Raw genomic sequence first — 21,763 nt, 5'->3', positions numbered from 1 at the left:
ACCCCTTCGTAGCGCCACGAGATGTCGACATCTCGTGGCCTCTCACGAACTAAGAGATCGCCACCTGTCGACAGGTGGCGATCTCTTAGTTCGTGAGAGGCCACGAGATGTCGACATCTCGTGGCGCTACGAAGGGGTCAGGTGCCGATGGGGTCGGGCTGGTGGCGGCCCTTCTTCCAGACCGCGACCACCGACGGGCGCGGCTGGCCGGTGCCGCCGTCGGGCCAGTGCGACACCGGGTTGTCCGCGGTGGCGCCGTCGACCTCGCCGGGATGCTGGACACAGATCGTGATCACCCGCTCGCCGATCACCGGCCCGCAGGTCTCCCCGCCGCGCGGCACGGTGAGGAACTGCTTGAGGTGACCGCGTTGCGGCCCCGAAACCGGCACGCCGTAGAGCCCGTCGTTGAGCCCGCCCAGCGCGCCGGCGGAGTCGGTGGAGATCCAGAGGTTGCCGTGCGGATCGAAGGCGACGTTGTCGGGGCTGGAAATCGGTGACACCTTGTCCTTCGGGAAGCCCGCGAAGTAGGTGTCCGGCGCGTTCGGATCCCCGCAGACGAGCATCAGGTTCCACGAGAACGTCAACGCCAGCGCGTCACTCCGGCGCTCGGTCAGCTCCAGGATCTGCCCGTGCTTGTTGGCGACGCGCGGGTTCATTTCCGTCGCGCCCTCCTTGCCTTCCTTGCCCCGGTCGACGTTGTTGGTCAGCGCGCAGTAGATCGTGCCGGTGTACGGATGCGCCTGGATGTCCTCGGGCCGGTCCATCTTGGTCGCGCCCGCCTTGTCGGCCGCCAGGCGCGTGAAGACGTAGACCTCTTCGGCCGTCATACCCGGGACGAACGAGCGGTTGCCCGCGGCCAACGGAATCCACTCGCCCGAGCCGTCGAACCGGCCGTCCGAAGGCAGCTTGCCGGAACCGTCGATCTCCGCGACCGGGCTGTCGCCGGTGAACTTTCCGACGTACAGCGTGCCGTCGTCGAGCAGGGTCATGTTGTGGCGGCGGGCGGCTTGGCTGTCGCCCTTGCGGATCTTGCCGTTGGAGATGAACTTGTAGATGTACTCGAACCGTTCGTCGTCCCCGGAGTAGGCCACGATCCGGCCGTCGTCGGCGACGCGGATGTTCGCGCACTCGTGCTTGAAGCGCCCGAACGCCGTGTGCTTGACCGGCGTGCTGCCGGGGTCGTTCGGGTCGAGCTCGATGATCCAGCCGAACCTGTTGGCCTCGTTGGGTTCCTGGAGCAGGTCGTAGCGTTTGTCGAACCGTTCCCACTTGCGCTCGGTGGCCTCGCCGAGGACGCCGTAGCGCGTGAGCCTGGCCTTGGTGACCGGGTCCGCGATCTTGCCGGCGTTGGCGAAGTACTGGTTGAAGTTCTCCTCACCGGACAGGATCGTGCCCCACGGCGTGACCCCGCCGGCACAGTTGTTCATCGTGCCGAGCACGCGTTTCCCGGTCGGATCCACCGACGTCTTCAGCAGGTCGCTGCCCGCCGCGGGGCCGCGCATCTCGAACGGCGTGTGCAGGGTGATCCGCCGGTTGTAGCGGCTGAACCGCGGGGTGAGCTTGCCCGACGACCGCGGCCGCTCGACCATCACCACGGTCAGGCCGTGCGCCGCCCAGGCGATCGCGACCTGCTCCGCGCTGGGGTTGAGCCGGTCGTAGCCGCGGAACATGAGCTGTTCGCTGGTGTACTCGTGGTTGGTCACCAGCAGGTTCGACAGCCCCTGATGGTCCAGTGGCAGCAGCGCGGCGAAGTCGCAGTTGTAGCCGAACTGCTTGGCCTGGAGCGCGGCCGTCTGGTGGTCGAAGTCGAACGCGGGCGTGCCGGGGAAGAGCGGGTCGCCCCAGCGGATGACGATGTCCTGCTGGTAGCCGTCGGGCACGACCACCGCGTCGAGGCTGTTGCGCTCGACCGGGGTGAAGTCGAGTCCCTTCGGCGGCTTCGCGTGTCCCGACGCGGTGCTGGGTGTCGCCATGCTCGGTGTCGCCGTGGCCAGCCCCGCGCCCGCCACCAGCCCGAGCACCGCACCGGCCTTGAACACCGACCGGCGGCTGACCACGCTGGCGATGACGTCGCCAAGGTAGTCGTTGCCCGAGGCGTTCGGCGGGGCGTGGAAACAGGCGTCGCCACACCGGTAGGTGCAGGTCAGCCGGGCGCGGCCGGGGGAGTGATTGGCCAGCAGCGGCAAGGGAATGGTGGGTTCCGGCAAGACGGGCTCCTCCAGTGGTGGGCTCGGGAGACGTCCACGACAGTACGGGCTCGTTGGCCGGTTGTTAACCACAAGTTTGCCGATTGGTTACTCTTCCTCGGCTGATCAACATTGTCGGACGCTGCGCGTCACTTATGCAGCGTCACTTATGCAGCGTCGCGAGGGCGGATCAGCGCCGCCCGCGCTGGACGCATACGCTTGCGGTGGCCACCTCAGCGAACCGAGGACGAGGATCATCTTGGACATCACAGTGCGTGCGGCTCCGGAGCGGAACCGCTACGAGATCTCCGTGGACGCCGAGCCCGCCGGTTTCACCGAGTACGCCGGCCCCGGCTCGCGCCAGGCGGCACCCGGCGAGATCGCCTTCCTCCACACGGAGATCGACCCCGCCTTCGGCGGCCAGGGCCTGGGCGGCAAGCTCATCAGCTTCGCGCTCGACGACGCGCGTAAGCAGGGCCTCGCGGTCATCCCGTACTGCCCGTTCGTCCGCTCGTACCTCGCGAAGCACCCCGAGTACCTCGACCTGGTGCCGGAAGCCCGGCGCACCGAGTTCGAACTCTGACGGGACGCGACACAGATCACCCGATCGAGACACTTTTCGTTAACTGAACCGTGACAGATTCGGCGCACCCGCGTAAACGGGATGGCCGAACCTAAGGTCATGGCTGAGCCGAACCGCGCCGAGCACGGCGCCGCTGTCCGAAATGGTGCGGGAGAACGGAGATGAGCGCCTCCTTCGCCACGACGACCCGGACGAGTACGCCGGAATCCCTTGTGGACACCTGGGACCAGGGCCGTCGCGCCCTGCGCGTGGCCGCATTGTCCTATGTGGAGCGTGGGTGGCCGGTGGTGCCGGGTCCGTTGTGCGACGGCCTGCGCTACACCCGCCCCGGCTCTCCGCACGTGGTCGCCGCGGCCGAGCCCGTCGCGGCCACCCAGGACGCTTCCCTCGATCCGCGGCTCGTCGAGCGCTGGTGGACCGAACGACCGCATACCGTGCTGACCCCGGTCGGCGTCGAGTTCGACGTGCTGTGCGCGCCGACCCTGCTGGCGACCATCGCCACCGGGCTGCCCGTGTTCCGCGAAAACCTGTGCCCGGTGGCCATGTCACCGCGGGGCGCCCGCTTCCTCGTCGCCCGCGGCGGCGTGCTCGACGATGACCTCGCCGGGGTGCGTGGCCTGGAGTTCCTCACCCGAGGGGTGTTCCTGCCGCTGCCGCCGAGCCGGGTCGTCGGCGGCTCGATGAACTGGTGGATCACCCCGGCCGCGGCCGAGGGCAAGCTCGGTGACCTGGCGACCGTCCAGGCCGCGCTCCGCACCGCGAAGATGCTGGGTTCGGGATAACGGCCGATCCGTTCAAGACCGCGGTGGACGCCGTGGTCACACTGAAGCCGTGACCGATTTCGAGAAGATCTCCGCGTTCATGGCCGTCCACTCCCGGCTGCTCGACCGGCGCCGCTTCGAACTGTGCTTCGGCGGCGGCTCATCGGAGGCCGCGCTGACGGCGTTGGCCGCGTACCGCAACGCCGACGGCGGCTACGGCTCCGGGCTCGAGCCGGATCTGCGGTCCGCGACCAGTCAGCCGGTGAGCGCACTGCACGCGTTCGAAGTCTTCGAGGATCTCGCGCCGGGCACCACTCCGGAGGCGAGCGCGCTGTGCGACTGGCTGGGGGCGATCACGTTGCCTGACGGCGGCCTGCCTTTCGGGCTCCCCGTTCCCGACCCGGCCGGGTGCGCGCCCTTCTTCCTCGACGTCGACCCGAAGCAGTCGTCACTGCACATGACGAGCATGCTCGCGGCGATCGCCCACCGCGTCGGGCGGCACGACAAGACCGTGCGCGACCACGAATGGCTGGCCACGGCCAGCGACTACTCGCTGCGCCGGATCCGCGCCATCGACGGGCCCGGCCACGCACTCGAATTCCGGTATGCCCTCCAACTGCTCGACACCGTGCACGACCTGGTCCCCGGTGCGGACGCCGAACTGCGGCGGCTCGGCGGGTACATCCCGGCGTCCGGCTCGATGGCGGTGGAAGGCGGTACTGAGGGCGAAGCCATGAACCCGCTCGACTTCGCGCCGGAACCGGGCAGGCTCATCCGGGAGCTCTTCCCCGAGGCCGCCATCAAGGCGGAATTGGCTCGCCTCGCCGCCGAGCAGCGCGACGACGGCGGCTGGACCGTCGACTGGGGATCGTTCTCCGCCGCCGGCGAATTCGAGTGGCGTGGCTGGGCGACGGTCCGCGCGTGCAAGATCCTCGAGGTGAACGGTCAGTTCGGTGGCGAAGCGCGCCGCTGAGCGCGGAGCTCGCGGTACTCCCGCAGGACGAGCACGATGATCACCAGGTCGAGCGCGGCGAAGAACGGCAACGCGATCGAGTGGGTGTGCACCGCGCGGATGACCTCGTAGACCACGAAAGCGCCGAGCACCACCGCCGCCACCGGGTACGCCCGCACGATCTTGCGGCCCAGCGCGATCACCAGGCCCAGCTTGATCAGGCCGTGCGCGAGGAGGTACACCACGGCGAACGTCTTCGTGCTGCCGTCGGCGAAGTTCTCCGCGGCGGTCTGCAGATGCCGGGCCAGCACGCTGCTGGGATCACCGAGCAGGTCGCGCGTGATCACCGCGTGCGCCAGCCCGGTGATCGCCGAGGACGGCACGATCACCAGTAGCAGCGCGCCGAGCACCTGGGCGGCGCCGTCGATCCCCTTCAGGGCGATCGCGACGCGGAACAGCTTCTCGGTCCTGTCCGCCATGGCCTGGCCCCTTTCGATCGAGACCCAGCTTGCCCCACACTCCGCTTCCGCGCGAAAGAACGGTATCGTCGGCCGGGTGCGCGAGTACCGGTGTGACGTCGTGGCCCCGATCTACGGGGACCACTCCTACCGGTGCGATTTCCACGGTTAGCGACTGATTTCCGCTTCTTCCAAGAAAACGCGCGGGCTTTCGCCCGCGCGGGAATCGTCGCGCCGAACCAGAGGAATCAGTCATGACCACCGAAACACCCAAGAACATCACCGGCCACGCCGCGACCAACTGGGCACTCAAGCACATGCCGCTGACAGCTCAGGCTGTCGCGGAGTCGGCCCCGCTGCTCGACGGCAAAAGCCTGGCGATGTGCCTGCACGTCGAGCCCAAGACGGCCGCGCTCGTCGCGTTGCTGGCGCGGGCCGGGATGCGGATCACGCTCACCGGCTCGCCGGGCACGACCCACGACGACGCGGCCGACGCCCTGCGCGCGCTCGGCGTCACCGTGCACAGCAAGCGGGCCGACAGCGAAACCGATCACGCGGAGAACATCCGGCGGGTACTGGAAAGTGATCCCGATCTGACGCTGGACAACGGCGCCGACCTGACCACGGCGTTGCTGGCGGACGGCGTTTCCCCGCACTATCTGGGCGGAACCGAGGAAACGACCACCGGTGGGCTGAGGCTGCGCGCAGGTGCCACCCAGCCGGGCAAGCCGGTGGTCGTGATCAACGACTCGTACCTGAAACTGTTGGTGGAGAACGAGTTCGGCGTCGGCCAGAGCGTCGTGCAGGGTTTCATGAACGCCACCAACCTGATGGTCCCCGGGATGAACGCCGCCGTCCTCGGCTACGGCCCGTGTGGCAAGGGTGTCGCCGACACGCTGGCCCGGCTCGGCGCCCGTGTCTCGGTGGCGGACCTCGATCCGATGCGGATGCTCCAAGCGGTGATGAACGGCCACCGGGTCGGTTCGGTGACCGACGTACTCGCGGGCGCACAGCTCGTCTTCACCGCCACCGGGCACGAAGGCGTGCTGGGTGCGGACGAACTGGCCGCGCTCGCCGACGGCGCCGTGCTGGCGGGAGTCGGGCATTTCGCGTGGGAGATCGATCGCGCCGCGCTCGCCGCGATGACCACCGGCACCACCGAGTACGGCGATCCGGCTCGGCGGACTGGATACACCCTGACGGACGGGCGCGAGATCGTCATTCTCGAGCAGGGCCGCATGATCAACCTGACCGCCGCCAACGGCAATCCCATCCAGGCGATGGATCTCGGGCTGACGCTGCAGGTCCGCAGCCTGGCCGCGGTCTGCGCGGGAGGACTGGCCGCCGGTGTGCAGGCGGTGCCCACCGACATCGAGCACCGCATCGCCACCGATCTGGTCGCCCTGCTCAGCCGCTGACCGCTACCACCGCGCGGTTCCCCTGGCCGGTGGGAGCCGCGCGGTGGGCTAGCAGGGGTCCTTTGTGGACTTGTCCTCGGCGAGACGGCCGAGCACCCGATCGAAGACCGTGCTCAGGATTTCCTGTTCCTTCACCGACAACACGTCGAAGAAGTACCGGCGGACGTGCTCGACATGGGAAGGCGCGGCGGCTTCGATGGCCGCCCGGCCCTCGGGGGTGAGCCGGATCATCGAGCCGCGCGCGTCGGCCTCGCACTCCTCGCGGCTGACGAGCCCCCGTTTTTCCATGCGCCTGATCTGGTGGGAGAGCCGGCTGCGGTCCCAGTCGAGCTCCAGGCCGAGTTCGCGGGCGCGCAGCAGGCCGTCTTCGGCGTCGGACAGGGGCACGAGTACGGCGTATTCGGCACCGGAGAGGCCGGAATCACGGAAGTTCTGACGCTCCAACGCACCCAGTAACTCCCGCTGGGTGTCGACGTATCGTCGCCAGACGAGCGCTTCGCGTTCGTCGAGCCATCGTGGTCCGGCCATAGTGGTCAGTATACCGACTTTGTTGACGAATCAGCAAACTGATTTCGCAGGTCAGCGCGAGGATTTGAGATGACACGTCAACGCACCGGTACGATGCCGACCGTGACCGACGACCCGTGGCTCGGCGAAACCGAACAGCTCGCGTGGCGTAAGTACCTGCGGATGCACCGGCTGCTGTTCGCCCATCTCGTCCAGCACCAGCAACGGGAATTCGGTCTCTCCGCCGCCGACTACGAAATCATGGTCAACCTGTCCGAGGCGCCGCATGCGCGCCTTCGAACTCGGCGAATCGACGCTATGGGAGAAAAGCCGGCTGTCCCACCATCTCAAGCGGATGGAGCAGCGCGGGCTCGTCTGCCGTGAAGCCACCGGCAACAGTCGTTCGCCGGATATTTTGCTGACCGACGCGGGGCGCGCGGCCATTACCGAGGCCGCTCCGGCCCATGCCTCTCATGTCCGTGCCTGGTTCACCGAGGTGCTCGGCCCGGAGCGGCTCGCCGTACTCGCCGAAAGCTCCGACGCGGTGCTCGCGGCCCTGGAAAGCCACGACTGCCCGCTATCCGATTAGCGGCTTCGCCGGGAAAGTGTCGACGTTTTCCCGCAGGGTGGTCAGGTGGGGGTCGTGAGTGGCAACAAGTGTTCTAACACTCGTAAACACTCACGAGTTGGTTGGTCTGGAGCTTTCCGGCGGTGGATCCGTCGCGGGAAAGGCCCAGCAGTACCCCTGCCGGGAATCGAACCTGGATAACGGCGTGTGGCCGCGCTCTACCCGGTGAGCTACAAGGGTTTGTTGCGAAAAGCGTAAGGGGGAAGGGGAAGGCGGGGCAAATTCTTTTCGAGAATGGCGTGGGTCACAGAGCTGCGCAAGCATGTCGAAGAGCTGCTTTTCGCCGTCATCGCCGATCCCGCCAAGCGGTTGTATGCCGAGTTTGGTGTCGAGGCCGCGCCGCGCGCGGGCGTGAGCGGCTGGCGTCGAGAAATCCGCGCGGCGGCAGACTTGGCCTCCCGCCGACTTCCTGATCGGAAGCGGCGGTCGCGTCCTCGTCGCCAAGTACGGCGAGCACGCCTACGACCAGTGGCCGGTCGACGAACTCCTGCGGCTGGTGTCCCGCGTCGAAACGCGTTGACACGGATCGCGATGGGTATCTATCGTTGGGGTTGCCAATATTGGTGAGACCAACGGAGTTTGTCATGATCACGCCCTTCCGTATCGACATCCCGCAGGCGGACCTGGACTACCTGACCGAGCGGCTGACCCGCACGCGCTGGCCCGACGAACTACCCGGCGCGGGCTGGGACTACGGCATCCCGCTCGGGCGGGTACAGGAGCTGGCGGAGTACTGGCGCACGGCCTACGACTGGCGGAAGCAGGAAGCCGAACTCAACGCGTTTCCCCAGTACACCACCGAAATCGACGGTCAGAACGTGCACTTCCTGCATGTGCGGTCCGCCGACCCGGACGCGTTGGCGCTGATCCTCACGCACGGCTGACCCGGTTCGGTGGTGGAGTTCCTCGACGTCATCGGCCCGTTGTCCGAGCAGTTCCACCTCGTCATCCCGTCGATCCCCGGGTTCGGGTTCTCCGGCCCCACCCGGGAGCGCGGCTGGGACATCCGCCGCGTCGCCCGCGCCTGGGCCGAGCTGATGCGCCGACTCGGTTACGACCGGTACGGCGCCCAGGGCGGCGACCTCGGTTCGAACATCTCGCGTGCGCTGGGTGCCGCCGCGCCGGACAACATCGTCGGCGTGCACCTCAACTACATTCCTTTGCTGCCGCCCGAGGACGGGGAAGCCGATCTGTCCGAAAAGGACACCGCGAGACTGGCGGGCATCAAGCGGCACGTCGCCCACCGGCCCGGATACCAGATACTGCAGGCCACCCGGCCGCAGTTGTTGGCGTACGCGCTGACCGATTCCCGGGCCGGGCAACTGGCCTGGATCGCGGACAGGTTCGCCGGCTGGGTCGACCCGCGCTCCGAGATCACCACGGACCGGTTGCTCACCAACGTCATGCTCTACTGGCTCACCGGCACCGCGGGTTCCTCCGCGCGCCTCTCCCGCGAAACCGCCCCCGGGCAGGTCCCGTGCCCGGCGCCGGTGGGCGTGGCCGTCTTCCCGCACGACATCACCTTGCCCGTCCGCGCCTTCGTCGAGCGGGCGTACAGGGTCACCCACTGGACCGAATTCGAGCGTGGCGGCCACTTCGCGGCGATGGAGGTGCCGGACCTGTTCGCCGACGACGTGCGCGCGTTCTTCCGGGACCTGCGCTGACCTCGCCGCGCGTGCCGGGCGCCACGAGATGTCGGCATCACGTGATAGCCGTCGCCATCTGTCGACAGATGGCGAAGGTGTTGACGCCCGTTCACGAGAAAGCGTTGACGCCGGTGAGTTCGGCCGAGAGTGCCCACAGGCGCGCGGCCTGTTCGGGGTCGGTCGCGTAGTCGCGCACCCCGGCGCGCACGGTGCCGTCGGAGGGTTCGGCGATGTCGCAGTCCTCGCAGTAGACGCCGCCCATTTCCGCCAGCTGCGGGGAAGTCGCGGCCCAAGTCTGCGTCGCGGCGCCTTGTTCGGGCGTCTTGATGGAGTCGTTGACCTGGTTGCCCGCTTCGTCGATCCAGCCGATGGCGATCATCTCCTCTTTCGGGAGGTGCCGCTGCAACGGCGTGAGGATGCCGCCGGGGTGCAGCGAGAACGCCCGGACGCCGGCGTCGCGGGCGAGCGTGTCGAGGTGCAGGGCGAACAGCGCGTTGGCGGTCTTCGCCTGCCCGTAGGCCTGCCACTTGTCGTAGCCGCGCTCGAAACCCAGGTCGTCCCAGCGGATTCCGGAGTAGTGGTGCCCGGCGGAGGACACGGACACGACACGCGCTCCGGGTTTGATCGCCGGCCAGAGCCGGTTGACAAGGGCGTAGTGGCCGAGGTGGTTGGTCGCGAACTGCGCTTCCCAGCCCGGGCCGACGCGGGTTTCGGGGCAGGCCATGACCGCCGCGTTGTTGACGACGAAGTCGACGCCGCGGCCCGAAGCGACGAACCGCCCGGCGAACTTGCGGACGCTGTCGAGATCGGCGAGATCAAGGCTCGCGACCTCGACGCCGTCGAACTCCGCGAGCGCGGCTTGCGCTGTTTCGGGCCGCCTGGCCGGGACGACGACGTGCGCGCCGGCGCGGGTGAACGCACGCGTGGTTTCCAGGCCAAGGCCCGAGTAGCCACCGGTGATGATCGCGAGCGTTCCCGAAAGGTCGGTTCCCCGCAGGATTTCGTCCGCGGTGCTCCGCTCACCGAACCCCGAGCCGATCTTGTGCTGTGGCGTTGTCATGGTTCGCACGCTAAATGCTGGAGTGCGGTCCAGGTCAACTCCGGGACGCCGCGTCGAGCTTCCGCCGGATGGCCTCGACGCTGTGCGCGCGGTGCTGGGCCTGGTAAAGCTCGAGCGCCTGCTGCCAGGCTTCGCGTGCTTCGCCGTGTCGGCCGAGTGCGTGCTGGGCCTCGCCCATGTTGTCCAGGATGCCCGCTTCGTCATAGGTGTCATCGGTTTCGCGGGCCAGTTCGAGCGCGTCGCGGTAGTAGCCCAGCGCGCGGGCGTGGTCGCCGTGCCGTTGCGCGATGAAACCGAGGCTGTCCAGCGTGACGACCTCGCCGCGATGGTGATCGTGCTCGCGGCACAGGACCAGTGCCCGTTCGCAGTCGGCGACGGCCTGCGCATGGTGGCCGAGCCGGGCGTGCAGCCAGCCCGCCGAATTGAGCGCGTCGGCTTCCCGCATGGGGTTGCCCGTCGCGCGGAAGAGCCGGAGCGCGTGCTGGGTGTGGTTCAACGCCCGCTCGACGTCGCCATCCTGTTCCAGCGTCCAGCCGAGCGCGCGATGGACGTCGGCCAGCACGGTCACGGCTTCCGCCCGCTCCGCCAGTGAAAGGGCCCGGCGCAGGTGGTCCACGGCTTCGGTGTGGTCGCCGACCCGTGTGCAGGCGTCGCCAAGGAACATCTGCGCGACGGCCTGGGCGACGGGTTCGTCGAGCTTCCGCGTCGCCGCGACCCCCGCACGCCAGGCGGCGAGGTCGTCGCGCACGTGTCCCCGCATGACGTGGAACGCGCTGAGGGTCCAGGCCAGTTTCCACGTCGAGTCGTGCCAGTCGTTCCGGGCGGCGGCGTCCAGTGTCGCGAGCAGGCAGGCGTGTTCGTCGGTGAACCACACCGCGGCCACCGCCCGGTGCTCGAGCGGGAGCGGGGTACAGCCGGGCATCGTCGGGAGCAGCTCGATCGGCTGACGCTCGGGGCGCAGCAGATGCGCGGCGGCGCGCGCGGTGTGGAGATAGAAGTCGGTCAGCCGGCGCAGTCCTGACCGCTCGTCGCCGGCGAGTTCGGTGGCGTAAAGCCGGAGCAGGTCGTCCATCCGGTAGCGGCCGGGGACGTACTCCTGGAGGAGATGCGCGTCCACCAGCACCCGCAGCACCGCGCGCACGCGGGAGCCGCTGAGCCCGGTGAGGGCCGCGGCGGCGGGCAGGCTGATGTCCGGCCCCGGTGCCGGGCCGAGCAGCAGGAACACCTGCGCCGGCTCGCGGTCGAGGGCGCGGTACGACCAGGAGAACACCGCGCGGAGGTTCGCGTTCAGGTCGCCGGCGTCGAGCGCGTCGAGCCTCGCCGAGGAATCCCGCAACTCCTTCGCCAGCACGTCCAGCGGGAACCCGGGCTGGGTCGCGGCCCGCGACGCCACGATGCTGAGCGCCAGCGGCAGCCCGGCACACCAGTGGACGAGGGCGGCGACGGCGCGGGGTTCCTCGGCGATCCGCTGGGCGCCGATGTGGTGGGTCAGCAGTTCGCGCGCGTCTTCGTCGGCGAGGACGTCGAGGTGCAGCAGTTGCGCCCCGCGAACTCCCAGGCCGCCCAACCGGTTGCGGCTGGTCACGAGCACGGTGCAGGTCTCGCTCCCCGGTAGCAACGGCTCGATCTGACCGGCGTCACGCGCGTTGTCCAGCATCACGAGCAGGCGTTTGCCCGCGACCAGGCTGCGGTAGAGCGCGACCTGGCTGTCTTCGTCGGCGGGGATCGCGGCGGGGGCGACGCCCAGCGCGTCGAGGAACCGGCGGATGGCCACCGCGGGCGGCATCGGCGCCCCTGACGGGTCGAAACCGCGCAGGTCGACGTGCAGCTGCCCGTCCGGAAACCGGGTGACCCCGCGATGGGCCCACTTGAGCGCGAGCGAGGTCTTGCCGATCCCGCCCGGCCCGGCGATCGCGGAGACCATCACCGTGCCGCCCTGGGTGTCCATCGCTTCGGTGAGTGCGGCCAGTTCACTGTCCCGCCCGACGAACCACCGTGGTGGCGCCGGGAGCTGGCGTGGCACCGTGCCCTCGCTCGACAGCTCCAGGTCGGCGTCGGTGACCAGGATCTTCTGGTGCAGTTCGCGCAGCGCGGGCCCGGGATCCGCGCCGAATTCGTCGGCGAGCCGCAACCGGGTGCGCTGATAGTGGTCGAGGGCGTCGGCCTGCCTGCCGGCGCGGTACAGCGCGAGCATCAGCTGACCGGCCATCCGCTCGTCGAACGGCGAGGCCGCGGCACGGGCGGCGACCCCGGCCAGCACCGAGTTGTGCGCGCCGAGCCGCAGCGCGATGTCGGTCCGGTCGAGTTCCGCCGCCACCCGTTCGGCGTCCAGGGTCTGCCGCATCGCGTCGCACCACTGCGTGTCCACCCCGGCGAACGCCTCGCCGCGCCACAGGTCCAGTGCCTGGTCGAACAGTCCCAGTGACTGCCGCTCGCGGGCACGCGCGACCAGGGTCCGGAATCGGTGCAGGTCAATGGCTTCCGGGTCGACCCGGATCAGATAGCCGCCCGCTCCGCGCAGGATGTCGACGTCGTCGGCTCCGGCCAGCGCGCGGCGCAGACGGGACAGATAACTGGCGATCGAGCGAGGTGCCCGGTGTGGCGGGCGGTCCGCCCACACCCGCTCGGTGAGCTGGTCGATCGATACCGGGCGGTTGGCGTCGGCCAGCAGTGCCGCCAGCACACTCCGTTGCCGGGCATGCCCGAGCTCGATCGGTCGGCCATCGACAAAAGCCTCGATGGTGCCGAAAAGAACGAACCGGACAGCCAAGGTGCCCCCTTTGCCCCTTTGCCCGCCCAGTGTGCCAGTGCATTCACCAACTGTTCAATATTCCGCCCGATCAAGCCTCTGACCTGCGGATTCAACAAGTGCGCAGCTTTTGCTCATCGCCTCGCTCCTACCGTTGAACCCGATCCACCGAGATCCACGAACCCAGCGAGGAGCACCACGATGAAGAGGATCGTTTCCGGCGCACTGGCCGCCGCGGCGGTACTGGCGGGCCTCACGGCCATGGCTTCCCCGGCGTCCGCCGTGGGCAGCTGTGACAGCGGCAAGTTCTGCCTGTTCGAGAACAACGACTTCAACCAGGGCAACACCAACCACTGGCTCGACCTGACGCGCGACGACTTCGACCTCCGGAACAACTACTGGACCGGCAGCAACGACAGCATCGACAACGAGACCAGCTCGGTGAAGAACCGCATCGGCTGCAACGTGCAGCTCTGGCAGGACGTCGGCGGCACCGGCGCGCACACCAAGTCGATCAGCGGCACCGACGACGGTTTCCTGGCGAACAACGCCATCGGCGACAACAGGTTGAGCGCCGTGGACATCTGCGCCTGACGACTACCGCAGGTGGCGCCCCGGCCGATTCCGGGGCGCCACCTGGAAAGGCTCCTCCCATGGCATCTCCCAGCCGAGGCCTCGCCGCGGCCGCCCTGCTGCTCACCCTCGCCGCCTGCGGCACCACGGCGGAAGCCGGCCCCACCGGCCCGGTCGCGACCGAACTCGCCCTGCCCTTCGACGTCTACCGGCTCGGCCACGCCGACGAGTCTCGGATCAAGCAGGCGCAGAGCCTGCTGGTCCAGCGCTGTATGCGAAGCCGTGGCCTGGAAATGAGCCTGCCGGACAGCGTCACCGCGCCGGGCCCGCTCGACCTCTCCCCGAACATGCGGCGCTACGGCGTGCTCGACGACGCCACAGCGCTGCGCTACGGCTACCACTTCCCGAAAACCGCGGACGAAGCCGCGAGCTCACGGGAAATCCAGAACTGGTCGTCGAAACTGACCGACCAGCAGCGCGCGGCGTTGTACAGCGAGGACGGGAAACCGGGCTGCGCCGACCAAGCCGACACCGACATCGCCAAAGGCGTTCCCGACGGTGACGGCGATTTCCTGACCTCGCAGGACTTCGACTCCTTGGACGAGTCGGCGAAGAACGCGGATGTCGTGCGGGCAAAGGCTTCTTGGCAGGAGTGCATGGCGTCGGCCGGTTTCCGCTACGCCGACCCGAAAGCCGCGATTTCGGACCCGCAGTGGGATCTCGACTCGGCCACCGTCCCGCGCGCCGAGGTCGACACCGCGCGAGCCGACGTCCGCTGCAAGGAGTCCTCCCGGTTGGTCGGTGTCTGGCACGATGTCGAAGTTTCCCTGCAACACCAGGTCGTCGAGCGCGAGGCCGCGCAGTTCCAGCGGCTCGAAACGGACAAGCGGACGCGCCTCGCGAACGCCGACCGAATCCTGGCGCCCTAGGTCGTGTCTGGCCCTCCCCGGGGGATATGTCGACACTTTCCCCAGGGACGAGTTCTAGGTTCCCGACGCGCCGAATGCGCCGGTGTTCAACGCGGGAACGGCCGAAGCCGAGGAGTATGTCCGCCGGGTCGCGCGGGCCTACCGGCGCTCGCCGGTGGTCGCGGCGGTGCTCGCCGAGACCACCCCGGTTACGGTCTAGTCCTGGTTGCGCGGCGGCAGGCCCTCGAGCTTGCGGACCTGCGCGATCATGCCGCCGATCGAGTCCAGGCTTTCGCTCGACAGCCCGGCCGCGCGCAACGCCACGGCCCGACCCCCGCGTCCTGCAACGCGGTGAGCAGGGCGAGTTCCGCTTCCACCCGCTCGCCGGTCGGCTCGTCGACGAAGTACGCGGTGGGCACGCCGAAGAACTTCGCCAGGGCGTTGAGATGCTTGATGGTGGGGTTGTCCCGCTGCCCGGTGCGCAGGTACCAGATGTAGGAGGCGGAGATCGCCTCCTTTTGGTCGCGCGCGATCGCGGTGGCGACGTCCTCGTAGCTGTATTCGCGCTGGCCGGGCCGGCGCACCGTCTGGAACAGGTAGTCCAGCTTCTCGGCCAGCGTTTTCCGGACGGTGGCGGGAGCGTCGTCGGGCATCGGTGCACCTCGTGTCAACTGCGATGAATGCACTGGGGTCTGTTCATCACAGTTGACATGGAGACGTCGGTGCCGGGGCTGTTCGGCCCCGGCACGTCGGACCCGGTCACAAACTGAAGGCGACCGACCGCAGGATCAGTACCACGACGAACACCACCGTGAACGCCAGATCCAGCCCCACCGCGCCGAACCGCACGGGCGGCAGCAGCCGCCGCACCGGCGCGATGATCGGTTCGGTCGCGGCATGGGTCACCACGCGCGCCCTGCCTGTCCACCGGGGACGGTTGGCGAGCATCGTCGTCCAGTCGAGCACCATCCGGGCGATAAGCACCACTAAGAACACCGTCAAGACGTAGCCGAGAAGCGTTCCGATCAGGCTCATGGCGAACTCCTCCGTGACGGCCACTTCGGCCGTCTTACCCGTACCAACGCTCGAAGCCGGGTCGGAAGTGTCGCGTTCGCCCGGGTTCTCAGCCGATTATCAGATCTTTCGCTGTCCGTGTTCGGTGACGGCTCCGCTCACGACGGACACGACCACATTCAGGGCGATGATGACCTCGGCCCACAGGAAGGCCGCGTAGTCCAACAGCGAGCCGATCGGCGGCAGTCCCGGGGCCAGATTGCGGAAGCCCGCCAAGGCGAACAGCGTCGCCGCCATGAAGCCGAACGCGGGCCAGACCAGCCCGCTCGAGCCGTCGGCGCCGATGATCGAGTACGCGAACAGACTGTCCACTTTGTCCACCGTGAGCAGCACCGGCACCTGCACGCCGCCCTGCGCCGCCGCGAACTGCACGCTCACCTGGTAGCTGTCGAACGGATAGTCGGTCACCGTGCCGCCGGACAGCGCTATCGGCAGATCGATACTCGAAATACGCTGGTGTGCCGGGAAAACCTGGTCCCCGCGGAGGCTGGAGGAGTTCAGCAGTCTCAACTCGGCGGCCGGCGCGAGCCCGCCGTCCTCACCGAGCTCGCCGCGCGGCGTGACCAGCACCCGCAGTACGCCCGCAGTACGACCTCCCGCGCGCCCGCGTCGACCCGCTGAACCGACGCGGGCACCTCGATCCGGTCCGGGTCGTCGGTGCCGACCGAATGCCAGGTGTCGCCCGCCGTCCGGTCCGCCGCGTGCAGCAGCACTCCCACCCCGGCCGCGAGCGCCACCAGGACGAGGACCGCGACGGTCTTGACCGGACGCGCCGATCTGATCCTCGACGGACAGGCTGGAAGGTCCGGGTGGGTGGGTGCCACTCACGACCCACCCACCCAAGCCGACCTGTTCGCCTACCCGTTCGCCTTTGCCCGTCGCTAGACGACGCCGGCGGCGATCAGCTGTTGCCAGATTTCGCCCTGGTCGACGACGTCGACGCCGAGTTTCTCGGCCTTGGTGAGCTTGCTCGCGCCGACACCCGCGCCGGTGATGAGCAGGTCGGTGCTCGCCGAGACCGACGACGCGGCTGTCGCCCCGGCCTTCTCGCACAACCGCTGGAAGGTCGGGCGGGCGACCTTCTCGCCGGAGCGCGGGTCGCTGATCGCGCCGGTGATCACCACCGTCTTGCCCGCCAGTGGCGCGCCGGCCGCGACGACCGGCGGGAGGTCCTCTTCGCGCACGTCCAGGGAGACGCCGCGCTGCCGCAGTCTCTCGAGTTCGGGCCGCAGCCGGGTGAGGTGCTCGATGAGCGAGGCGGCGACCTTCGGCCCGATGTCCTCTACGGCCACCAGCCCGTCGACGTCCGCGTCGGCGACCTGTTCCAGTGAGGCGAATCCCGCCCGGCACAGGCGTGCGGCGGTGCCCTCCGAGGCCATCGGGATCGCGAGCCCGATCAGCGCCCGGCGCAGGCCGACTTGGCGGCTGGCGTCGATCGACTCGATCATGCGCGCGGCCGAGATCTCACCGATGCGGTCGAACTCCAGCAGTCGTTCTTTGGTGAGCTGGTAGAAGTCCGACGGGTGCTCCAGGATCCCCGCCTCGGCCAGTCGTTCGATCCACACCCCGCCGATGGCGTCGATATCCGCCGCCGCGCGCGAGGCCCAGTGGATCAACCGCCGCACGGTTTGGGCGGGGCAGGCGACGTTGGTGCAGAACAGTTCGCGGCTGTTTCCCTGCTCGGTCAACGGCTGCTCGCACGACGGGCACACAGTGGGCGGCACGATCTCCCGCTCCGCGCCCGTGCGCTTCGAGGCGTCGAGCACGCCGGCGACGAACGGGATCACGTCGCCGGCGCGGCGCACGAGCACCGTGTCGCCGATCCTGATGCCGCGGGCGCGGATCACCTCCTGGTTGGCCAGCGTCGCGCGGGTGACCGTCGTGCCGCCCACGAACACCGGCTCCAACCAGGCGACCGGGGCGATCTTGCCCGTCTTGCCGACGTCCCAGACCACATCGGACAGCACCGTGGTCTTCTCCTCCGCGGCGAACTTGAACGCCAGCGCGCCACGGGGTGAGCTCGACCGGGTTCCGGCGGCGGCGTAGGCGTCGCGATCGGCCAGCCGCAGCACGGCGCCGTCCAGGTCGTAGTCCAGGTCGTTGCGCCGCTGCTCGATCGCCGTGATCACCGTCTGCGCCGCGTCCGCGTCGGCGCAGTGACGCATGTCGGCGGCGGCGAACCCGAGTGTCCGCAGCGCGCGGTCCAGGTCGGTCTCCGCGCTGTCGGGGTCGGTGTCCAGATCGAAGGCGAAGAACTGCAGGCGTCGTTCGGCGACGGTGGCCGGGTCCTTGGCCCGCAGGGTGCCCGCGGCGGCGTTGCGCGGGTTGATCAGCGGCTTGTCCGGGTGCGCGAGGTTGTAGGCGGCGAAGGTGGAGCGCAACATGACCGCCTCGCCGCGCACCTCGACCCGGCCCGGCGCGTCGACCCGCTCCGGGATCCCGTCGATCAGCGCCCGCACCAGCATGGTCACGTCGTCGCCGGTCGTCCCGTCCCCGCGGGTGATCGCCCGTGCCAGCCGCCCGTTGTCGTAGACCAAGGCCAGCGACAGGCCGTCCAGCTTCGGCATGACCACCACCGGCTGGCCGGGAAAGCGGTCGAAGAACGCCGCGACCTGCTCGGGCCGGGTCGCCTTCTCCAGTGAAAGCATCGGGCGCGAGTGCCTGATCGGCGCGTGCAGCACCGCGGGCGCGCCCACCTGCTCCAGCGGATTCGGGTCGGGCGCCAGCTCCGGGTTCGCCTCGATCAGCCCTCGTAACTCGTCCTCGATCGCGTCGTACTCGGCGTCCGCCACCGACGGTGAACCCCGGTAGTAGGCGTCGCGCAGCACGACGATCTGGTCGGCGAGTTCCTGGATGCGTTCCCGTGCGTTCACGGCACAGGACGTTACCCGTGCTCACCGACACAAACCGACATCCGGCGAACCCCTGCCTCGCTCGCCGGTTCAATTCGGTTCACTATCCACTCGGGATTCATTACACTGCCCAAGAACCACGTGCCGCCACGACATCCGCGGCGCGCCGCGACGAGTGAGGGAGCCCGGCCATGCGCAGTCGCAACGCCGTCGTTGTTCCCCGGTCGCGATATGAGGTCCTTCTGGTGTCTTCGTACGCCCGGTGAAAGCCGCGCGGTTTTCACCGGAATCCGTGACGTACAGCTGATCTTCGCCGCCGAGCCGACTGGCCGGTCCCGTTCCTCTCGAGGCCATGGGACGGCCGGAGGTTTCCGCCTGCGCGGAAGGTGAGCCGTCCGTCCCGTGCATCGCGCAGCCATATTCTTCGGATCACCCCGAAAGGGACCTGTGCCGTGCGTACCGACCTGCACCTACCGCTGACCGGCGTTCGAAACCTGGGCATCCTCGCCCATGTCGATGCCGGCAAAACCACTGTCACCGAACGGATTCTCTATGCCACTGGAACCATCCACCGGCGGGGCGAAGTCCACGACGGGACGACTGTCACCGACTTCGACTCCCAGGAACGCGACCGCGGGATCACCATTTTCGCCGCGGCCGTCAGCTGTACCTGGGACGGCCACCGGATCAACCTGATCGACACTCCCGGTCACGTCGACTTCTCCGACGAGGTCGAGCGTTCGCTGCGTGTTCTCGACGGCGCCGTCGTCGTGTTCGACGCCGTGGCCGGGGTCGAGTCCCAGAGCGAATCGGTGTGGCGGCAGGCCGATCGCCACCGGGTGCCCCGGATCGCCTTCGTCAACAAGCTCGACCGCGCCGGTGCGGAACTGGACAAGGCCGTGGCGTCGATCCGGGATCGGCTGCACCCGGCGCCGCTCGTCGTCCAGCTGCCGATCGGTGCGGAGAACGCGTTCACCGGACTGGTCGACCTGGTGCGGATGCGGTCGCTGGTCTGGGCCGGCGACAGCGAAACGTTCGAGGCGGGACCGGTGCCCGGTGCGCTGCTGGAAGAGGCGCGGCGACGACGTCGGCAGCTGGAAGAGGCTGTCGCCGAACTGCATCCGTTGGCACTGGAGGAGTTCTGCGCGGAGTCGGCCGTTTCCGCGCCGACGCTGGCCTCCGCTCTGCGCGACCTGACCCGCACCGGCGAGGGACTGGTGGTGCTGTGCGGTTCGGCTTACCGGAACCGCGGGATCGAGCCGTTGCTCGACGCCGTCGTGGCCTACCTGCCGTCGCCGCTGGACGTGCCCGCGGTGCGTGGCGTTCAGGACGGCGAGGAGCACGAACGGATCGCCGATCCGTCGGCGCCGTTCGCCGCGCTGGTGTTCAAGGTGGTTTCGGCCAGCACCGGCAGGCTGGTCTATCTGCGGGTGTACTCGGGAACGATCCGGAAAGGGGAGGAGGTGGTGGACGTGGGTCCGAGGCGCACCGAACGGATCTCGCGGATCCTGCTGGTCCAGGCGGACCGGCACACCGAGCTGGACCAGGCGGTGGCCGGGGACATCGTCGCGGTGATCGGGGTGAAGTCCGCCCGTGTCGGGGCCACCCTTTGCACGCCGGCGGCCCCGGTACTTCTCGAGCCGCCGCCGGTGGCCGCTCCGGTCGTCTCCGTCGCCGTCGAAGCTCGCCGGACCACCGATACCGAACGGCTGGTGTCGGCGTTGACGCGGCTGGTCGAGGAAGATCCTTCGCTGGTGGTCAGGAACGACCCCCAGACCGGTCAGCTCGTGCTGTCGGGGATGGGCGAGCTGCATTTGGAGGTGGCGGTGGAGAAGATCCGCCGCAGCCGTGGACTGGATGTCGCCCTCGGCCGGCCGAAGGTGTCCTACCGGGAGACAGTCGGCCGTGGTGTCTCGGGGCTGCTGTACCGGCACGTCAAGCAGGACGGCGGCGCCGGTCAGTTCGCCCACGTCGTTCTCGACGTCGAGCCGCTGGAAGCCGTGGCGGACTTCGTGTTCCGTTCGGCCGTCGTCGGTGGCCGGATGCCACGCGACTACGTCCGCGCGGTCGAGGCCGGTTGCCGTGACGCGCTGTCCGAGGGGCCGCTCGGTGGTCACCCGGTGACCGGGCTGCGGGTCACGTTGACCGACGGCGTCACCCATTCGAAGGATTCGTCGGAAATGGCGTTCCGGACGGCGGGCCGGCTCGGGCTCCGGGAAGCATTGCGCGCCAGCGTGATGGTGCTGCTGGAACCGGTGGCCGAGGTCGCCATCACGGTCCCCGAGAACGCGATGGGCGGCGTGCTCGGTGACCTGGCGGCACGGCGTGGCCGGGTTTCGGCGTCGGTCGCGACGGCGGGCACGGTGGTGCTCACCGCCGCCGTGCCACTGGCCGAGTTGTTCGGTTACTCGGACCAGCTGCGCAGCCGGACCCAGGGCCGGGGGATCTTCACCACCCGGCCGACGGGTTACGCCCCGGTGCCTGCCGGGGCGCGTTCCCGGTAGGCACCACGATGGCCCCGCCGTTCGCGGCGGGGCCATCTCCGGGTGTCCGGGCAGGGCCGAACTTCGACCTCATCTTTGCCCAGTCCAGACGCGTATGGTCATCGGCGCGCCTGTGGGGGTCCGCAGAAGTCGGCGCGATGGAGGTGCACCGTGGTTTGTCTTGCTGACCTCGGTTGCGATGTTTTCCGATGAGCGGCGACCGGACTTCGCCTGAGCGGATGGGCTCCGTGCGTACGGCGGTGATGTCCGCGTTGCGTCAGGACATCAGCGGGGTCGAAGCGCTGGCACAGGTGTGCCGGGCGTGTGTGGATCTCGTCCGGGTCGACGGCGCTTCGGTGTCCCTGATGAGCGATTCCATGCATCAGCACACCTTGTACACCAGTGACGGCGTCAGTGCCCGGATCGAAGCGCTGCAGTTCAGCCTGGGGGAAGGGCCGTGCTTCGAAGCGTTCGAGACGCACGGGCCGGTGCTGGTCCCGGACCTGTCGGAGACCGTCACGGAGTCGTGGCCGGTGTTCGCGACGGAGATCGTCACCATGGCGGTGGGCGCGATCTTCGCGTTCCCGTTGCAGAGCGGTGCCATCCGGCTCGGCGCGATCGACCTCTACCGGGTCCGGCCCGGCTGGCTTTCGCCGGCGGAACTGGCCGCCGCACTGGAGATCGTCGAGCTGGCGACGCTGGTCCTCCTGGGGGTCCAGTCCGGCTGGCTGTCCGCGATGCACCGGGATCGTGAGCGGGTGCACCAGGCCACGGGGATGCTGCTCGTCGAGTTCGAAGTTTCGGCGGAACAAGCCTTGGCCCTGTTGCGGGGTTACGCGTTTTCGGCGGGCCGGTTGGTCGACGATGTCGCCCGCGATCTTGTGGCACGCCGGATCCTGCCGTCGGAACTGGGACCATGAGCGGT

Annotated in this window: 20 protein-coding genes, 1 tRNA gene and 1 pseudogene; 10 read left to right on the top strand and 12 right to left on the bottom strand. The window is 68.8% G+C overall.

The features are described from left to right. Positions 1-137: 137 nt before the first annotated feature. Entirely contained in the window at positions 138-2,207 is a 2,070-nt protein-coding gene (locus VGP60_RS04870; protein WP_327546627.1) for a PhoX family phosphatase, read from the bottom strand. A gap of 238 nt (positions 2,208-2,445) precedes the next feature. On the opposite strand from VGP60_RS04870, the gene VGP60_RS04865 reads away from it, so the two are divergent. From VGP60_RS04865 to VGP60_RS04855, 3 genes are all read left to right on the top strand, one after another. Next, positions 2,446-2,769, top strand: coding sequence for a GNAT family N-acetyltransferase (locus VGP60_RS04865; protein ID WP_327546626.1), 324 nt, complete (start codon positions 2,446-2,448; stop codon positions 2,767-2,769). A gap of 161 nt (positions 2,770-2,930) precedes the next feature. After that, entirely contained in the window at positions 2,931-3,551 is a 621-nt protein-coding gene (locus VGP60_RS04860; RefSeq protein ID WP_327546625.1) for a bifunctional DNA primase/polymerase, read from the top strand. Positions 3,552-3,600: 49 nt separating this feature from the next. Then, entirely contained in the window at positions 3,601-4,503 is a 903-nt protein-coding gene (locus VGP60_RS04855; protein ID WP_327546624.1) for a hypothetical protein, read from the top strand. Here VGP60_RS04855 and VGP60_RS04850 read toward each other — a convergent pair. Then, entirely contained in the window at positions 4,476-4,961 is a 486-nt protein-coding gene (locus tag VGP60_RS04850; protein ID WP_327546623.1) for a DUF2127 domain-containing protein, read from the bottom strand. The genes VGP60_RS04855 and VGP60_RS04850 overlap by 28 nt on opposite strands. 233 nt (positions 4,962-5,194) lie before the next feature. Between VGP60_RS04850 and VGP60_RS04845 the strand changes: the two genes are divergently transcribed. Continuing rightward, on the top strand, positions 5,195-6,358 hold the full coding sequence (locus VGP60_RS04845) for an adenosylhomocysteinase (protein ID WP_327546622.1): 1,164 nt from the start codon (positions 5,195-5,197) through the stop codon (positions 6,356-6,358). Between the two features lie 48 nt (positions 6,359-6,406). On the opposite strand, the gene VGP60_RS04840 is transcribed toward VGP60_RS04845, so the two are convergent. Continuing rightward, the gene (locus VGP60_RS04840; protein WP_327546621.1) at positions 6,407-6,886 is read right to left on the bottom strand and encodes a MarR family winged helix-turn-helix transcriptional regulator; all 480 of its coding nucleotides are present in this window, start codon (positions 6,884-6,886) and stop codon (positions 6,407-6,409) included. A gap of 51 nt (positions 6,887-6,937) precedes the next feature. Beyond that, positions 6,938-7,153: a hypothetical protein gene (locus VGP60_RS04835; RefSeq protein ID WP_327546620.1), complete on the bottom strand. Its 216-nt coding sequence runs from the start codon at positions 7,151-7,153 to the stop codon at positions 6,938-6,940. On the opposite strand from VGP60_RS04835, the gene VGP60_RS04830 reads away from it, so the two are divergent. After that, positions 7,152-7,454: a MarR family winged helix-turn-helix transcriptional regulator gene (locus tag VGP60_RS04830; protein ID WP_327546619.1), complete on the top strand. Its 303-nt coding sequence runs from the start codon at positions 7,152-7,154 to the stop codon at positions 7,452-7,454. The genes VGP60_RS04835 and VGP60_RS04830 overlap by 2 nt on opposite strands. A gap of 151 nt (positions 7,455-7,605) precedes the next feature. Here the strand turns inward: VGP60_RS04830 and VGP60_RS04825 are convergent. Beyond that, positions 7,606-7,673 (bottom strand) — tRNA-Cys (locus tag VGP60_RS04825). Positions 7,674-8,077: 404 nt separating this feature from the next. Here VGP60_RS04825 and VGP60_RS04820 point away from each other — a divergent pair. Then, positions 8,078-9,157: pseudogene (locus VGP60_RS04820) on the top strand (epoxide hydrolase family protein). A gap of 91 nt (positions 9,158-9,248) precedes the next feature. On the opposite strand, the gene VGP60_RS04815 reads toward VGP60_RS04820, so the two are convergent. Next, positions 9,249-10,199, bottom strand: coding sequence for an SDR family NAD(P)-dependent oxidoreductase (locus VGP60_RS04815; protein WP_327546618.1), 951 nt, complete (start codon positions 10,197-10,199; stop codon positions 9,249-9,251). A 34-nt stretch (positions 10,200-10,233) separates the two neighbouring features. Further along, complete coding sequence (locus tag VGP60_RS04810; RefSeq protein ID WP_327546617.1) at positions 10,234-12,969, bottom strand: AfsR/SARP family transcriptional regulator; 2,736 nt, start codon at positions 12,967-12,969, stop codon at positions 10,234-10,236. A 180-nt stretch (positions 12,970-13,149) separates the two neighbouring features. Here VGP60_RS04810 and VGP60_RS04805 point away from each other — a divergent pair, with 180 nt between their 5' ends. Beyond that, the gene (locus VGP60_RS04805; protein ID WP_327546616.1) at positions 13,150-13,542 is read left to right on the top strand and encodes a peptidase inhibitor family I36 protein; all 393 of its coding nucleotides are present in this window, start codon (positions 13,150-13,152) and stop codon (positions 13,540-13,542) included. Between the two features lie 59 nt (positions 13,543-13,601). Beyond that, positions 13,602-14,450: a hypothetical protein gene (locus VGP60_RS04800; RefSeq protein WP_327546615.1), complete on the top strand. Its 849-nt coding sequence runs from the start codon at positions 13,602-13,604 to the stop codon at positions 14,448-14,450. Positions 14,451-14,695: 245 nt separating this feature from the next. Here VGP60_RS04800 and VGP60_RS04795 read toward each other — a convergent pair whose 3' ends face one another. The 5 genes from VGP60_RS04795 to ligA all read right to left on the bottom strand — a co-directional run bounded on the left by VGP60_RS04795 (position 14,696) and on the right by ligA (position 18,376). Next, positions 14,696-15,082 carry a helix-turn-helix domain-containing protein gene (locus VGP60_RS04795; protein WP_327546614.1) on the bottom strand — a complete coding sequence of 129 codons (387 nt, stop codon included), beginning with the start codon at positions 15,080-15,082 and terminating at the stop codon, positions 14,696-14,698. 106 nt (positions 15,083-15,188) lie between these two features. Further along, positions 15,189-15,464: a YggT family protein gene (locus tag VGP60_RS04790; protein WP_327546613.1), complete on the bottom strand. Its 276-nt coding sequence runs from the start codon at positions 15,462-15,464 to the stop codon at positions 15,189-15,191. A 99-nt stretch (positions 15,465-15,563) separates the two neighbouring features. Continuing rightward, positions 15,564-16,073 carry a DUF4436 family protein gene (locus VGP60_RS04785; RefSeq protein WP_327546612.1) on the bottom strand — a complete coding sequence of 170 codons (510 nt, stop codon included), beginning with the start codon at positions 16,071-16,073 and terminating at the stop codon, positions 15,564-15,566. Further along, positions 16,010-16,327, bottom strand: coding sequence for a hypothetical protein (locus tag VGP60_RS04780; RefSeq protein WP_327546611.1), 318 nt, complete (start codon positions 16,325-16,327; stop codon positions 16,010-16,012). Before VGP60_RS04780 ends, VGP60_RS04785 begins: the two co-directional genes overlap by 64 nt. A gap of 57 nt (positions 16,328-16,384) precedes the next feature. Further along, positions 16,385-18,376, bottom strand: a complete 1,992-nt coding sequence (gene ligA / locus VGP60_RS04775) for an NAD-dependent DNA ligase LigA (RefSeq protein ID WP_327546610.1) — start codon at positions 18,374-18,376, stop codon at positions 16,385-16,387. A 431-nt stretch (positions 18,377-18,807) separates the two neighbouring features. Between ligA and fusA the strand changes: the two genes are divergently transcribed. Continuing rightward, positions 18,808-20,859, top strand: coding sequence for an elongation factor G (fusA, locus tag VGP60_RS04770; RefSeq protein WP_327546609.1), 2,052 nt, complete (start codon positions 18,808-18,810; stop codon positions 20,857-20,859). 188 nt (positions 20,860-21,047) lie between these two features. Then, positions 21,048-21,758 carry a GAF and ANTAR domain-containing protein gene (locus VGP60_RS04765; RefSeq protein ID WP_327546608.1) on the top strand — a complete coding sequence of 237 codons (711 nt, stop codon included), beginning with the start codon at positions 21,048-21,050 and terminating at the stop codon, positions 21,756-21,758. Positions 21,759-21,763 lie beyond the last annotated feature (5 nt).

It is taken from the genome of Amycolatopsis sp., assembly GCF_036008905.1.
In the GTDB taxonomy this organism is placed as follows: domain Bacteria; phylum Actinomycetota; class Actinomycetes; order Mycobacteriales; family Pseudonocardiaceae; genus Amycolatopsis.
The sequence above is the reverse complement of the archived record's forward strand: the minus strand, read 5'-3'. Positions and strand labels throughout refer to the sequence as shown.